Raw genomic sequence first — 13,717 nt, 5'->3', positions numbered from 1 at the left:
CTCTCCCCCCATGCTCTCAAATTCCAACGGGTATCGCCACTGCATCTCGCTCACTCCTCGTCCCAGCTCTCGCCGGAGACGCTGCCGGCGGACATCCCGCCCAGCGATTCGGCGCGATTGACGATACGCGGGGTGATGAAGATCAGCAGCTCCGAGCGCCGCTCGCTCTCCGACTGAGTCTTGAAGAAGAAGCCCAGAATCGGGATGCGATGCAGGAAGGGCACCGCCGAGAGACTATGACCGGCGTTGCGGGTGTAGATGCCCCCGATGACCGTGGTGTCTCCATCGGGAATCAGCAGCTCGGTCTCCGCCTGGCGCTGGATGATCGTGGGGTCGCCGCGAGCACCGGTGTTCTGGAAGTCGGGCTCATTCTTGGTCGCCTGAATCGCCAGACGGATGTTGCCATCCGGCGTCACATGCGGGGTCACCGTCAGCTCCAGGGTCGCATCCACAAACACCGTCTGCACCCCGGCCGCTCCGACCACGCTGATCGGAATGCTGGTTCCCTGAGAGATCGAGGCCTCTTTGTTATCCATCGTCAGAATGCGCGGCGCGCTGACGATCTTGGCGTGACCGGCCTCTTCCAGCGCCGAGAGGCGCAGGTTCAGGTTCACCGCCCCACCCACGCTCCCCATCGTCAGGCCGATAGCACCACCGGCCCCGGTACCCACCGGTGCCGGGAGGTTCACCGCGAAGTTCGGGTTCGACGAGGTACCGGCAATCGGCGTCTGACCGTCGGTCGCGCCACCGGCCAGTCCGAGCACGTTGGGGAAGATCAGCCCGGTCGGGTTACCGGTGCCCTGCGAGAAGCCGATGTCGCCACCCCACTGAATACCGATCTGACGGCTGAAGGTGTCGCTGGTCTCCACGATGCGCGCCTCAATAAGCACCTGCGGCACCTGCGAGTCGAGCGTCTCTACCAGCATGCGGATCGAGGTCAGGTTTTCACGCAGGTCCTTGATGATCAGCGTGTTCGTGCGCTCATCAACCGACACGCTGCCCCGCGGGCTGAGCAGCCCCTGAACCTGGGCGACGAGTTCATCGGCCGTGGCGTAGTTCACCGGAAGCAGGAACACCTCCAGGGGCTGGACGCGCTGGGCGCGGCTGCGGGCCTCGGCACGCGCGGCTTCTTCTTCACTGAGCACCGACGCCGGCGCCACGCGGATGACATTGCCACGCACCTCAAACCCGAGCTGCAGCGCCTGAAGAATATTCAGGAAGACCTGGTCCAGCGGCACGTTGCGCAGGCGCATCGTCACCGCCCCGGAGACCCCGTCGCCGGCGATGATGTTGACACCACCCTCGGTGGCGACCAGGCGCAGCACGTTCTGAATGTCGGCGTTGCGCAGATCGATGGTAATGCGCTTGCGACTCATGCCCGGCACCGAGCTCACCTGCGAGGGGTCGGTGACCACACGCGGGTAATTCGGCGGGGCCGAGGTCACGCTCTCCCCGGCACGCACGCGGCGCGGAGACGCATCGGCAGCAAGCTGCTGCGTGGCCACCGGACGGGTCGGCGCAAACTCCCAGACCAGCTCATTGCCCTGCTGGCTCAACTCGGCGCGGGCCTCGTCGTTAAGTTCGGCCTCCATGCGCACGGTGTTGGTGCGGGCATCAACAAAGCTCGAGACAAAGCGCACCGCGCCGCCCTGGCTGTCGGCCGCGAGCGTGCGCTCCAGGTGTTCGGGCAGCGCCACGTCATTCAAGATCATGACGGCACGGCCATCGCGGCTCTGCGTCGTCTCCACCTGACCGGGGCGCTCAAGCTGCACGACGATGCGCGAGCGACCGTCATCACCGGTTTCCAGTCGTACCGAACGCACCGCGTTGGAGTTCTTCGGGTCCACGGGGATGGCGCGTGCGGCCTGAGCTGCCGCGGCACGCGTAGCTTCTTCACGAGCGGCTTCCGCGCGCGCGGCCTCTTCACGGGTGGCCTCAAGCGCCCGGCGAGCCTGAGTCAGCTCGGCCTCCAGCGCCTGGCGGGCCTGAGCCATCTCGTCTTCCAGGCGCTCCCGCTCCTGGCGCACGGCGGCCACACCATCTTCTTCTCGGGAACGACGCGCCTGCAGGTTCTCCAGCTGCCCTTCTTCCTGGCGGCGGGCCTGCTCCAACGACGCCACGCGCTGCTCTTCCCGGGCGATCGCCTCGTTAAGAGCGCGCAGGCGAGCGCGTTCGGCCTCATCGGCGCTGGCGACCTCGCGAGCCTGTTCCTGACGGGCCTGCTGCACGTCCTGGCGCAGACGCTCGATCTCGGCGTCGCGCTGGGCCAGCGCATTGTTGAGACGCTGGAGTTCACGCTGAGCCTGGGCGGCTTCCTGCTGCACACGCTCCACCTGCGCCTGGGCCTCGACCTGCAACTCGCGCTGGCGCTGACGCTCGGCCTGCAAACGGGCCATCGCCTCGCGATCGGCCTGGGAGCTCGACGAACTCAGCTGCTGCAACTGCGCCTCCAACTGGGCCTCGCGGCGACGAGCCTCTTCGAGCTGGCGACGCTCGGCTACCAGACGGCGCTCGGAGGCTTCAACCTGCTCACTGAGACGCCCCAGCTCAGACTGAGCACCTTCGCGCTGCTGATTGACACTGGCCATCGTCTGCTGGGTGCTACGAAGCTCCGCCTCCAGCTCTTGAGCTCGCTGACGCGCACGCTCGCCCTCGGCTTCCTTGGTACGGGCCAGGCGCAGTGCCTCCTGACGCTCGGCTTCGGCCTGGTCGGCGCGACGCTGGGCGTCGACCAGACGCTGCTGGCTCTGGGCCTGTTCGGCCTCCACCGCAGCCAGCTGCTGGCGCAACGCCTGGGCCTCGGCCTGACGGCTGTTGGCCTGGTGCTGTGCCTGCTCCAGCGCCCGGGTCCGCGTGGCGATCTCCTGCTCCAGGCGCTCGCGCTCCTGGCCGCGGGCCTGCTCACGCTGGGCCCGGGCCTGGGCCAACTCCTGTTGGGCGCGGCTCAGCGCCTGCTGAGTGCTGGCCAGCTCGGCACTGGCACGCTCATAGGCCTGACGGCTGCGCTCCAGCTCCTGGGCTGAGGCCCCGTCCTGACGAGCGACCGCCGCGCTGGCCTGCCCGCGGCGACCGGCGCCGTCGACAAAGACCACCACATCGCTGCCCTCGGTGCGCACATCGTAGTGAGCGCTCTCCTCAAACCCGATGACCAGGCGGGCCACCGTCTGGAAGCTGTCCTCAAACTCAATGAGCCCCACCCGCGAGATCACCCCGTTGTTGACCTGCTTGCTGACCGTCTCCCCGGCCAGTTCGCTGTTGGAGAGGTCCACAAACAGCCGTGGCGGATCGTCGAGCTTAAACACCGAGAAGGTCGCCACCTGGCTCCCTTCAATGCGGATGTAGGTGCCATCGCTGGCCTCATCCACCGAGAAGGTGCTGACCGCGTTGAGCTCACTGCTCTGCGCCACCGCCGCCGGCGTCTGCGCCAGGGCTGGCGCACCGTAGCCCAGAGTCGCGCACAGCATCACTACCGGTATCTTCCATCTCATAGCCTGACTCCTGCGTATTGCAGCATGGGTGATGCCTTCGTGGCCAAACGCGCGAGCGCTCCAACCGAATACACCCCGTCGTTCATCGACGTCGTTCATCTTCATCATTGCCGCCGTGAGGGCGGGGCGAGCCCCGGGAACCGTGTGTCAGATGCGCGCTGGGAGGCTGCCTCATCGGCGGCCGACGCACCCGGAGCCATGTCGCGATAGGAGCGCTCAATCGCTTCACGACCCTCCTCAGATTCCAACAGACGCTTCAGCGCCTCACGCTCCTCAGGTGTCAATCCGCTGTCGGCCACCCGCAGCTGCTGATCGCGCAGGCGCACCGTCACCACCGCGCCGCTCTCATCGGCGCCGCCCTCGCGGATCTCCACCTCATTATCTCGAATCACCCGCACCACGCCGCTGTTGCGGCCGATGCGATCGCCTTCTTTGACAAAATGCCCCAGCCCGTTGGGATCCACGAACATCGCCCGCGGCACCGCCGTCTCGCTGATGACGGCCACCAGATTCAGCGAGCTGAGCGGAAACTCCTCCAGGGGCTCCAGCGGTCGCACCGAATCATCGACCGTCGCCGGCTCGGGTTGCATCACGTCCAGATCGGGCTGGAAGGGGTTGCGGCGCACCGGATAATCGGGACGCTGATAGTCCTCAGCCGGATCAAACGCCGCGAGCTGCGCGGAGTCCGCGCCGGCGGCGGCACCGGGAGAGGCCTCCTGGGCCTTCTCGGCGCGCTGCTGGCGTCGTTTCTGGCGCTCCAGCACCTCGGGCGGAATTCCCGTGGCCTGATCGCCACCACAGGCGCCCAGCGTCGGCACACTCAGCACGACCAGCGCGGCGACTATCCACCACCGCCGCGCCCCGGGCCGGGCCCGCCGCGTGCGGGCTCTCTTCTGAAGCTCAATCATCCTGCTCACCTTATCTCAGCGTCCCCTCCCCGGCCGGGGAGGGACCGACACATCGGGATTCGCGCCGCTTAGTTGGCTTTCCAGCGATAGGTCGTGGCCCGGGCCGAAACCTGGAGTTGACCGTCGGCGACCAGCCCACTTGTCTGCCGTTTGACGTTGATATCCTTGACGTTGACGATACGCGTCATCCGGCCGACGAAGTAAAAGAAGTTGGCGACTTCATCGAAGCTGCCGACCAGCTCCATCTCCACCGGGATCTCGATGAAGTCGCTGCTGGCGACGTCTTCATTGCGCCGGAAGCGGTTGATCTCCAGCCCGGCGGTCTTGGCCTGGTTATGAATGCGCTGCAAAAGGCTGGGAATCTCGGCCGACTCCGGCAGCTTCTCGCGGGCGATATGCAGCTGACGCTCCAGATCATTGAGGCGCGCGACCACCTCGGCGCGGCTCTCACTGATCTCTTTGAGCCGGCCCAGCTCCCGCTGGAGCTCGCTGCGGCGCGTCTCCGCCTTGGCGATCTCATCCTGCATCGGCCGGTGCACCAGCGTCAGAAAGCCCACCAGAATCCCGATCATCAGGACGAACACCGCCAGCACCTTCTGCCCCAGCGGGTAGGCATTAAATCGGTCGATCAACTCATTCATCGTCTTCGCCCTCCAGTGGCGAATTCACCGGGCGCGGCTTAGCTGCCCTGGTTGGCGTCGGTGTCCTGAGCGGCGGCGTAGCCGATGTAGCTCAGCTCGCCAAAGATCCGGAAGCGAACCATCCGCATCGCCCCGGCACCGCTGCGGCCGGCGGAGCTGGCGGTCTCAACATACTCGAGCTGCACGTTGTTGAAGTGGCGAGCGGTGGTCATGCGCTGAAGAAACTCGGCGACATCATCGGCCGTACCGGCCATGCCCTCCAGGCTGAAGGCGCCCTCTCCCTCGGTGAAGCTCTCAATCCAGAGGCGACGAGTGTCCCACTCCACGTTCCAGTCCCGGCGCAGCTGGGCCACCCGCTCCTCTTCGTTGCGGGGCGGGCTGAGCATCGCCTGGACCTCGTCGAGCATGCGCACCGGACCGATACGCCGGGCCTCCAGCTCATTGAGCACGGCCAGCTGGGCATCCAGCGCTTCGGCCTCCTTCTCCAGGGTGCGCGCGTCGGCCACCTCGTTTTCAATGGCGGAGACCTCGCGCTGCAGACCGGTGACCTCGGTCTGGCGGGTATCCAACTTCTCGCTTTCCACCAGATAGAACACAAAGAGGATGACCAACTCGGCGATGAGCAGGCCGGCGAAGAGCAAGAGCTGGGTGCGACCGGCCGAGCGGCGGCGAGCTTGCTTGATCGGTAAGAGGTTTACGCGAATCATCGTTCGTTAATCCTCCGAAGCGCCAGACCCACACTGACCGCCGCAATCGGCGACCAGCGCTGAATCCGGTCCGGGGTAAACTGCCGCTCATCGTAGGTGACGTTGCGGAAGGGGTTGGCCAGCTCGGCCGGCACCCCGCTGATCCGTGCGATGGTACGCACCAGCGATGGGATCGCCGCGGTGCCCCCGCTGACCACAATCTTGTCGATCCGGGAGTCGGCGGCGGTGGCCGCATAGAAATCCAGCGAGCGCTGAATCTCGTGGGCCATATCCTCGGCTTTGTCCTGAATGATGCTCTCCACCTCCTGGGGCAGCACCTCATCGGAGCTCATCCCCGGGCTGCCGCCCATCTTGTAGAGTTCGGCCTCCTGGTAGGTGATGTTGAGCTGGCGCTGGATCTCCTCGGTGATGTCGCTGCCGCCGATCGAGAGATCGCGGGTGAACATCGTGACCCCGTCGGTGACCACGTTCATCGTCACCACCGAGCTGCCGATATCGAGGAGCACCACCGTCTCGCCGCGGTGGAAGCCGTAATTGACCTCGTACATATTCTGCAGCGCGAAGGCATCGACATCGACGACCAGCGGATCCAGGCCGCCATCGTGGCAGACCGCCACGTAGTCGTTGATCATGTCCTTCTTCGCCGCCACCAGGACCACATCCATCTGGCCCTGCTCGGTCTTGGGAGCCACCACCTCAAAGCCGATGAACACATCCTGAATATCAAAGGGGATGTGCTGCTCGGCCTCCCATTGAATCGACTCTTCGAGCTCCTCCTGGGTCATCAGGGGCAGCCGGATCTTTTTCACGATCACGGTATTGCCGGACACGCTAATCGCGCACTCTTTGTGGCGAATTTTGTTGCGTCCCAACAACTCCACGATGGCGTCCGCGACGACCGTCGAGTTCATCAGTGCCCCGTCGACAATCGTCTCCGGCGGCAGCTGCGCGTAATCGAAGGCCTGCAGACTCAGACCACGCTTATTGCTTTTGAGGACGCACAGCTTGACCGCGCTCGAGCCGATGTCGAGACCGATACAGTTGCGTCCATTGGCCATCGCCATGTGACTGCTCCTTACTTAAAGCTGTACTCGAAGAAATCCGCTCGCATCGTGCCACGCGTGCAAAAACAGTGTCAACCTGGCCCAGTTACTTATAAATCACGCGCCAAGCCGGGGCTTCAGAAGGCGCGCTATCGCCAGGAAGTATTCGGGGGCTGTAGGACCATCGTGCTGCGGCGATTGTAGCCCAGGATGAATGTTACGAAAGTTTTTTTCTTCATCGGAATGAACTTCCCCCGGGCCAATGTTGGGGGCAGCCGGCCGGGCGCGGTGGAGCCTTGAACTCTCCGGGGTTTTGACTACACTTCGCAGGCTCATTTGGCGGGGTCGCCTCCACGCGCCTCCCTGCCCCTGAGCCGGCACCACGCTTGAGGGTCGCTGGGTAGTTTGCTCTACGGTGCTTACGTTTGGCGCTATTCCAGAGGCTTATGCCGCCGCAACCATCTCTAATCCTTCGGCTTTCAGGCCGAGACAGCGTGTGGGTTATGCCATGAGTCCTGAACATATCGAGGAATTCCGGCAGCTTCTGAACGACGAGAAGAAGCGCCTCCTTCATAAAGCAGCCAATACCATCAAGCACGAAATCGAACTGTCCAAAGACGACATGGCTGATGAGGCCGATCTGGCCAGTGCGCTCACCGATCAGAGCCTGAGCCTGCGCCTGCGCGGCCGGGAGCGCTACCTGATCGACAAGATCGATCTGGCGATCGAGCGCATCAATCAGGGTGAATTCGGAGAGTGCGTGGTCTGCGGTGACGACATCTCACTGCAGCGACTGCGTGCACGACCGGTCACCACCATGTGCATCGCCTGCAAAGAAGAGCAGGAGCGCCGCGAGAAGCTCTACTCCGAGTAAGTCGCATAAGCGCCCTGCAACGCCACCTGTGATCCGTGAATCATAAAGCCGGCCTCCCGACCTGCAGTCCGGAGGCCGGCTTTGTTCCACAATGGAAGTAAACTGATGGAAAAACAGCCCCTCTACCTCTACGAAGCCCAAAACGCCGCCCAGGTCGGCCCTGTCGAGAACACCGGCCTCGATGTGTACTTCCCCGATCATGTGGCCGGCTGGACCGACGTGCTCGACTGCCGGGAAGAGCCCTACACCGAGCGCTCCATCGCCGAGAACTGCGCGTTCGCGCTCCACGTGCATAAAAAATTCATCCTGGTCGGCGCCTCGCAGATTGCCCAGGAATCGCCCGCGCTCTGATCGCGGCCCCCGGTGAGCCCATCTCTGGCGCGCTTTGCGCGCCGGCTCCGGCTCGCTACACTGAGGGGGACGTTCACACTTAGCGAACCGGCGGCCCTCCCCTCCTGGAGCCTACGATGGAAGTGCAATGGCGCGATCACACCCTTAAAGTCACGGGCGACTGGACTCTGCGTTGGCTCTACCTGGCGCCCCAGTACGAACTCTGGCTCGACGACCAGAAGCTCGACAGCCGTGGCGGTCCTCGTCTCAAACCGCTGTTGGAAGCCATCTACGAGGATGAAGAGGGTGAGCTCCACCACATTGAAGCTGAGCTGGTGTCGGTGATCGGCTACCGCCCCTATTGCGAGATCAAGGTCGAGGGCGAGGTTATCGCAGCCGATAAGGTGCGGGTGGAGAACTTCATCAACCCCTTTTTGATGCTGGTAATCATGGCCTCTACCGTGGTCATGCTCTACCTCGGCCCGGAGGTCATTCGCGACCTCCTGGGCATCTAAGAGGTAACCACCGCCGGCTCAGGTGAGCACCAGGTTGTCGCGGTGCACGATCGCATCAAAGACGGTAAATCCCAGCACCTCCTCGATCGCCTCGGAACGCAACCCGGCGATGGAGCGGATCTCGTCGGCGTCGTACACCACCAGGCCGCGCGCAAAGACCTGCTGGCGCGGATCGACAAGTTCCACGACGCTACCGGCCTCAAAACTCCCCTCCACGCCGGTCACACCGATCGGCAGCAGGCTCGCGCCGCGCTCGCGCACCGCGCTGGCGGCGCCCTCATCGCAGAAAAGTTTCCCGGCAGCCCGCGCGCCGTGATCGATCCAACGCTTTTTCGCTCGCACCTGCCCCCCCTGTCCCGGGTCAAAGAACGTGCCCACCGCCTCCGCTCGCCAGAGCGCGGCGAGCACACCGGGAGCCTTGCCCGGTGCAATTACCGTAGGAGTATCGGAACGCGCCGCGATTCGAGCCGCCAGAATCTTCGAGACCATGCCCCCTCGTCCCACCCCGGAGACCGGCGGCCCCGCCCACTGATCCACCCGCGGATCATCGAGCGAAATCTCCTCGACCCGCTTCCCAAAGCGTCGTTCGCCGCCCTCTCCCTGATGGACCTCCAGCAGCCCCTCCACATCGGAGAGCAGGACCAGCAGGTCGGCTCCCAGTAGCGCCGCACACATGGCCGCGAGCTGATCGTTGTCGCCAAACGTCAGCTCTTCGGTGGCCACGGTGTCATTCTCATTGATCACCGGCACCGCCCCAAAAGCATGCAGCGTCTCCAGGGCGCGGCGAGCATTGAGATAGCGGTCGCGATCGGCCAGGTCCTGACGCCCGAGCAGCACCTGCGCCACGCGGCGGTCATAGTGACCAAACTCCGCCTCCCACATCTGCATCAGACGCGACTGTCCCAGGGCCGCAAACGCCTGTAATTCCGCGACCTCGCAAGAACCGGGAGTCACCCCGAGCGCCTGGCGCCCCAGCGCTACCGCCCCCGAGGTGACCACCGTCACTCGGACACCGCCGGTCATCAAACGGTCGAGATCATCGACCAGCGCGGCAAAGGTGCGCCGATCGACGCGTCCTCCCTCCCGCATAAAAATAGCGCTTCCGATCTTCACGACGACATGGCCGGCGCTGGCGATCCGCGATCGCTTCGACATCACTTACTCCTGACCTTCACTCTTCAGTTCGGCAAACCCCGGCCCTGCGACCACGTCGCCGTCTTCCACCAACGCCCGCACCTGCTGCAGGAGCGCGACAAGTTCGCGATCCTCGCGCATCGCCTCCAGGGACACCACCTCCGCGGGACTCTCCCACCGCGGCGCGTCGTCCATCGCCTGGGTGCACTCATCCAACTCCATCGATACCTCTCCGCCGGCGCGCAGTGCAAAGCGAGCCTCAAGTTTGCGACAGCGAGCCCCGGCGTGGTCCCGGCGCGTGACCTGCGCCTCGCTCAACTCGGCCCGCGCAGTCAGCACCGAGGCCCAGTCCTCGAACTCCCGCACCGGCTCATCCCCACAGCGGAAGTCGCGCTCGGGCACTGGCACCAGCACGCCCTGTGCGGTGGGAGCCCACCCCGGGGAGGTTAGACGCATCAGGGCCTCAAAGCGCCCGCGGGCCTCCTGCTGAACTCGCATCAATGCCGGGCTGATTGGCGAGTGCGCCACCGCGCTGGACTCGCCAAGCCATTCGTAGGCCCCCTCATTCGACCAGGTCCAGCGCTGCTGCTGGGTCGAAGACTCGCCCGAGAGATCGACGACATCAGCCCGGCTGACAAGCTCCCCGTGGCCGTCCTCACGCCGGGTGTACTGAAGCTCCTCTTCCCAGCGTCTGAAAAGACGCCCCTGCTCCGCGCGAATCTTTAAGGTTGAGCGCACCCGTATTACGCGCCCCTCCTGCCAGCCCAGATCACACGCATCCAGACGCGGTGAAGCCAGCAGGCCAGCGAGCTCACGCGCCCGCGCCATCGTCTCCAGCGCCCGCAGGGTCCCGACTTTGCCCTGGCGTCCTTCCTGCTCGGTCAGGAGCCCGGGCAACGTCCCCCGGGCGCCGCTCCAGAAGGCCCAGGCGCCGGCGACCATCCCGATCGCCAGGAGCAGTGCCACTCCCCCCTTCCATCTGCGTGCTGACCGTGTCCTCATACGTGCGCAGCCTACCAACGCCGGGCGGACTTACCAAACGCATTGAGCCGCCCCGGGAACACCCGGGGCGGCTCAATCCTCTCTGCGTCTCCCTTCACCGGGGAGGCGCGTCACTCCTTAGAGCGCTTAGCTGCAACCACTGGTCGAGCCGCAGTTCTGGCACTTATAGCAGGCGCCGGAGCGCACCATAATGCTGCCACACTCCGAGCAGGGCGGCGCATCGGCCTGCAGGGTGTACACGCTCGTCCCTGTGTTGCCGGCCGTCGCATCAAAGAGCACCTGGCCGTCACGCGCCGAGGCAAATCCTTCGCTCTCCTCAACGTCGCTGCTCTCCGCTGCGGCCGAGACCTCTTCCTCGGGCTCCTCGTCGGCCGGGGCTGCCGCCACGTTGACCTGCGGCTCACCGGGACGCCAGGCCTCGGTGGTGTTCTTGGTCAGGTAGAGATCGCGCTCTTCTTCCTGCAAGAACTTATCGGCCAGCCAGCGGAAGATGTAGTCGGTGACCGACTTCGCAAAACGGATCTTCGGGTTGGTGGTGATACCGCTGGGCTCAAAGCGGGTGTGGCTGAACTTGTCGACCATCACCTGAAGCGGCACGCCGTACTGCAGCCCCAGCGAGATCGAGGTCGCGAAGCTGTCCATCAACCCGCTGACCACCGAGCCCTCTTTGCTCATCACAATGAAGAGCTCGCCGGGCTGACCATTCTCGTACATCCCCACGGTGATGTAGCCCTCATGACCGGCGATCGAGAACTTATGGGTGATCGAAGGACGCTCATCGGGCAGACGACGGCGGCTCTCGGTGGAGCCCCAGACCGGCTGCGCGGCCGCCAGCGGTGCCGGCTGGGACACCTCAACCTTCTCGGCCTTCTTATCCAGGCTGGTCGACAGCGGCTGAGTGCGCTTGCAACCGTCGCGGTAAATCGCGATCGCCTTCAACCCGAGCTTCCAGGCCTCCAGGTAGCAATCGGCGATGTCTTCGGCGGTGGCCTCATGCGGCATGTTCACCGTCTTGGAAATCGCCCCCGAGAGGAAGGGCTGCGCCGCAGCCATCATGCGCACATGGCCCATCGGCGCGATGGAGCGGGTGCCGTTGGCCGGGGTAAAGGCACAGTCAAAGACCGGGAGGTGCTCCTCTTTAAGAGCCGGAGCACCCTCAATGGTGTCGTGCTCCATCAGGTAATCGATGATCGCCTGACGCTCGCGCGCCTCATAGCCCAGCTGAATCAGCGCCTCGGGCACCGTCTGGTTGACGATCTTGAAGTACCCGCCGCCCACCAGCTTCTTGTACTTGATCAGCGCAATATCCGGCTCAATCCCGGTGGTATCGCAATCCATCATAAAACCGATGGTTCCGGTCGGCGCCAGCACCGTGACCTGGCTGTTGCGGTAGCCATGATCCTTGCCCGCTTCCAGGGCCCGGTCCCAGCTCTGACGCGCGGCCTTGAGCAGCGCGGTGTCGGCCATCTCCGCCCACTCGTCGCTGATATTCTCCACGGCGGCGCGGTGCTTGGCGATCACCCCGAGCATCGGCTCTTCGTTGAGCGGGTACTCGACAAAGGGCCCGGTTGTTGCGGCGACCTTCGCCGACTGGGCATAGGCCTCCCCACACATCAGCGCGGTGATCGCGCCGGCATAGGCGCGCCCCTCCGTCGAATCGTAGGGCAGCCCGCGGGCCATCAGCAACGCGCCGAGGTTGGCGTAACCCAGTCCCAGCGGACGGAAGGCGTGGCTGTTCTTCTCGATGGCCGGCGTCGGGTAGCCCGCGTTATCGACCAGGATCTCCTGCGCGGTGATCGTCAGCGCCACCGCCGCCTGGAAGCTCGCCACATCAAACTCGCCATCGCTGTCGCGATAGGTCATCAGGTTGAGGCTGGCCAGGTTGCAGGCGGAGTCGTTGAGGAACATGTACTCCGAGCAGGGGTTCGAGCCGTAGATGCGGTCGGTGTTCGAGCAGGTATGCCAGTCGTTGATGGTGGTGTCGTACTGCATCCCCGGGTCGCCGCAGATCCAGGCCGCCTCGGCGATATCCGCCATCAGCTTGCGGGCCTCATACTCATCGACCACCCGACCGTCGACCACCGCGCGGGTCTGCCAGGTTCCCCCTTCTTCCACGGCCTTCATGAACGCGTCGCTAACGCGCACCGAGTGGTTGGCGTTCTGGAAGAAGATCGAGTCGTAGGCGCCGCCCACCACATTGAACCCGCCGTCATAGCCGGCCTCGATCAGGGCCCAGGCCTTCTTCTCTTCATCGGCCTTGCTGTGGACGAACTCCTCGATATCGGGGTGATCGATGTCGAGCATCACCATCTTGGCCGCCCGACGCGTCTTGCCGCCGGACTTAATCACTCCGGCAAACGCGTCGTAGCCCTTCATGAAACTGACCGGACCGCTGGCGGTCCCGCCGCCCCGAAGCTGCTCCCGGCTGGAGCGAATCGTCGAGAGGTTGCTCCCGGTACCGCTGCCCCACTTAAAGAGCATGCCTTCGGTCTTGGCCAACTCCAGGATCGACTCCATGGTGTCGCTGACCGAGTTGATGAAGCAGGCCGAGGCCTGCGGACGCTCCTCCACGCCCACGTTGAACCAGACCGGGCTGTTGAACGCCATCTTCTGATGGAGCACCAGGTAAGTAAGCTCGTGACGGAACACCTCGGCGTCTTCCGGGCTGGCAAAGTAGCCGTCTTTGATGCCCCAGTCGGTGATGGTGTTGGCCACCCGATCGATGAGCTGACGAATGCTCGTCTCCCGCTCCTTGGAGCCCAGCTGCCCACGGAAGTACTTGGACACCACCACGTTGGTCGCCATCTGCGACCAGGAGGTCGGCACCTCAACATCGCGCTGCTCAAACACCAGCTTGCCGGTCTCACTGCCGATCGACGCAGTGCGCTGCTCCCACTCAACTTCATCGTAGGGATGCACGCCCTCGGTGGTGAACACCCGCTTAAAGCTCAGCCCCTTACCCGAGGGTTTGAACTCCCGGACCTTCTTCGCTGATTTTTTCTTGGTGGCCGGGGTTTCGCTCACGTTCGGCTCGATCGACGTTGTCATACTTCCGTCTCCATGGATAAAGAGGGC

At 64.4% G+C, this 13,717-nt stretch carries 11 protein-coding genes; 3 read left to right on the top strand and 8 right to left on the bottom strand.

Features of this window, described 5'->3' with window-relative positions; genetic code table 11:
- Positions 1–50: 50 nt before the first annotated feature.
- The 5 genes from pilQ to pilM form a co-directional block, all read right to left on the bottom strand.
- Entirely contained in the window at positions 51–3,488 is a 3,438-nt protein-coding gene (gene pilQ / locus DL240_RS14865; RefSeq protein ID WP_158542604.1) for a type IV pilus secretin PilQ, read from the bottom strand.
- A 104-nt stretch (positions 3,489–3,592) separates the two neighbouring features.
- Positions 3,593–4,396, bottom strand: a complete 804-nt coding sequence (locus tag DL240_RS14860) for a pilus assembly protein PilP (protein WP_111730682.1) — start codon at positions 4,394–4,396, stop codon at positions 3,593–3,595.
- A 68-nt stretch (positions 4,397–4,464) separates the two neighbouring features.
- Positions 4,465–5,037 (bottom strand): type IV pilus inner membrane component PilO, encoded by a 573-nt coding sequence (locus DL240_RS14855; RefSeq protein ID WP_111730681.1) that lies wholly within the window; start codon positions 5,035–5,037, stop codon positions 4,465–4,467.
- A 38-nt stretch (positions 5,038–5,075) separates the two neighbouring features.
- Positions 5,076–5,744, bottom strand: coding sequence for a PilN domain-containing protein (locus tag DL240_RS14850; RefSeq protein ID WP_111730680.1), 669 nt, complete (start codon positions 5,742–5,744; stop codon positions 5,076–5,078).
- On the bottom strand, positions 5,741–6,808 hold the full coding sequence (gene pilM, locus DL240_RS14845; RefSeq protein ID WP_199589832.1) for a type IV pilus assembly protein PilM: 1,068 nt from the start codon (positions 6,806–6,808) through the stop codon (positions 5,741–5,743). The genes DL240_RS14850 and pilM overlap by 4 nt, the downstream gene beginning before the upstream one ends.
- A 487-nt stretch (positions 6,809–7,295) precedes the next feature.
- On the opposite strand from pilM, the gene DL240_RS14840 reads away from it, so the two are divergent.
- From DL240_RS14840 to DL240_RS14830, 3 genes are all read left to right on the top strand, one after another.
- Positions 7,296–7,661: a TraR/DksA family transcriptional regulator gene (locus DL240_RS14840; RefSeq protein ID WP_111730748.1), complete on the top strand. Its 366-nt coding sequence runs from the start codon at positions 7,296–7,298 to the stop codon at positions 7,659–7,661.
- Positions 7,662–7,766: 105 nt separating this feature from the next.
- Positions 7,767–8,012 (top strand): hypothetical protein, encoded by a 246-nt coding sequence (locus DL240_RS14835; protein WP_111730679.1) that lies wholly within the window; start codon positions 7,767–7,769, stop codon positions 8,010–8,012.
- Between the two features lie 116 nt (positions 8,013–8,128).
- Positions 8,129–8,506, top strand: coding sequence for a hypothetical protein (locus tag DL240_RS14830; protein ID WP_111730678.1), 378 nt, complete (start codon positions 8,129–8,131; stop codon positions 8,504–8,506).
- An 18-nt stretch (positions 8,507–8,524) separates the two neighbouring features.
- Here DL240_RS14830 and proB read toward each other — a convergent pair whose 3' ends face one another.
- The 3 genes from proB to DL240_RS14815 form a co-directional block, all read right to left on the bottom strand.
- On the bottom strand, positions 8,525–9,661 hold the full coding sequence (gene proB, locus DL240_RS14825) for a glutamate 5-kinase (protein ID WP_111730677.1): 1,137 nt from the start codon (positions 9,659–9,661) through the stop codon (positions 8,525–8,527).
- Between the two features lie 3 nt (positions 9,662–9,664).
- On the bottom strand, positions 9,665–10,606 hold the full coding sequence (locus DL240_RS14820) for a hypothetical protein (RefSeq protein WP_111730676.1): 942 nt from the start codon (positions 10,604–10,606) through the stop codon (positions 9,665–9,667).
- A gap of 162 nt (positions 10,607–10,768) precedes the next feature.
- A complete protein-coding gene (locus DL240_RS14815) occupies positions 10,769–13,690 on the bottom strand; it encodes a vitamin B12-dependent ribonucleotide reductase (protein ID WP_111730675.1) in 2,922 nt (973 codons plus the stop codon).
- Between the last annotated feature and the right edge of the window lie 27 nt (positions 13,691–13,717).

The sequence above is a fragment of the Lujinxingia litoralis genome, from assembly GCF_003260125.1.
Lineage (GTDB): Bacteria > Myxococcota_A > Bradymonadia > Bradymonadales > Bradymonadaceae > Lujinxingia > Lujinxingia litoralis.
Note: the sequence above shows the minus strand (reverse complement) of the source record. Positions and strands in the feature narration are given on the sequence as shown.

Excerpts from the sequence above, each read along its gene's own strand:
- pilQ (WP_158542604.1), bottom strand. The coding sequence starts at position 3,488 with ATGAGATGGAAGATACCGGTAGTGATGCTGTGCGCGACTCTGGGCTAC.
- DL240_RS14860 (WP_111730682.1), bottom strand. The coding sequence starts at position 4,396 with ATGATTGAGCTTCAGAAGAGAGCCCGCACGCGGCGGGCCCGGCCCGGG.
- DL240_RS14855 (WP_111730681.1), bottom strand. The coding sequence starts at position 5,037 with ATGAATGAGTTGATCGACCGATTTAATGCCTACCCGCTGGGGCAGAAG.
- DL240_RS14850 (WP_111730680.1), bottom strand. The coding sequence starts at position 5,744 with ATGATTCGCGTAAACCTCTTACCGATCAAGCAAGCTCGCCGCCGCTCG.
- pilM (WP_199589832.1), bottom strand. The coding sequence starts at position 6,808 with ATGGCGATGGCCAATGGACGCAACTGTATCGGTCTCGACATCGGCTCG.
- DL240_RS14840 (WP_111730748.1), top strand. The coding sequence starts at position 7,296 with ATGAGTCCTGAACATATCGAGGAATTCCGGCAGCTTCTGAACGACGAG.
- DL240_RS14835 (WP_111730679.1), top strand. The coding sequence starts at position 7,767 with ATGGAAAAACAGCCCCTCTACCTCTACGAAGCCCAAAACGCCGCCCAG.
- DL240_RS14830 (WP_111730678.1), top strand. The coding sequence starts at position 8,129 with ATGGAAGTGCAATGGCGCGATCACACCCTTAAAGTCACGGGCGACTGG.
- proB (WP_111730677.1), bottom strand. The coding sequence starts at position 9,661 with ATGTCGAAGCGATCGCGGATCGCCAGCGCCGGCCATGTCGTCGTGAAG.
- DL240_RS14815 (WP_111730675.1), bottom strand. The coding sequence starts at position 13,690 with ATGACAACGTCGATCGAGCCGAACGTGAGCGAAACCCCGGCCACCAAG.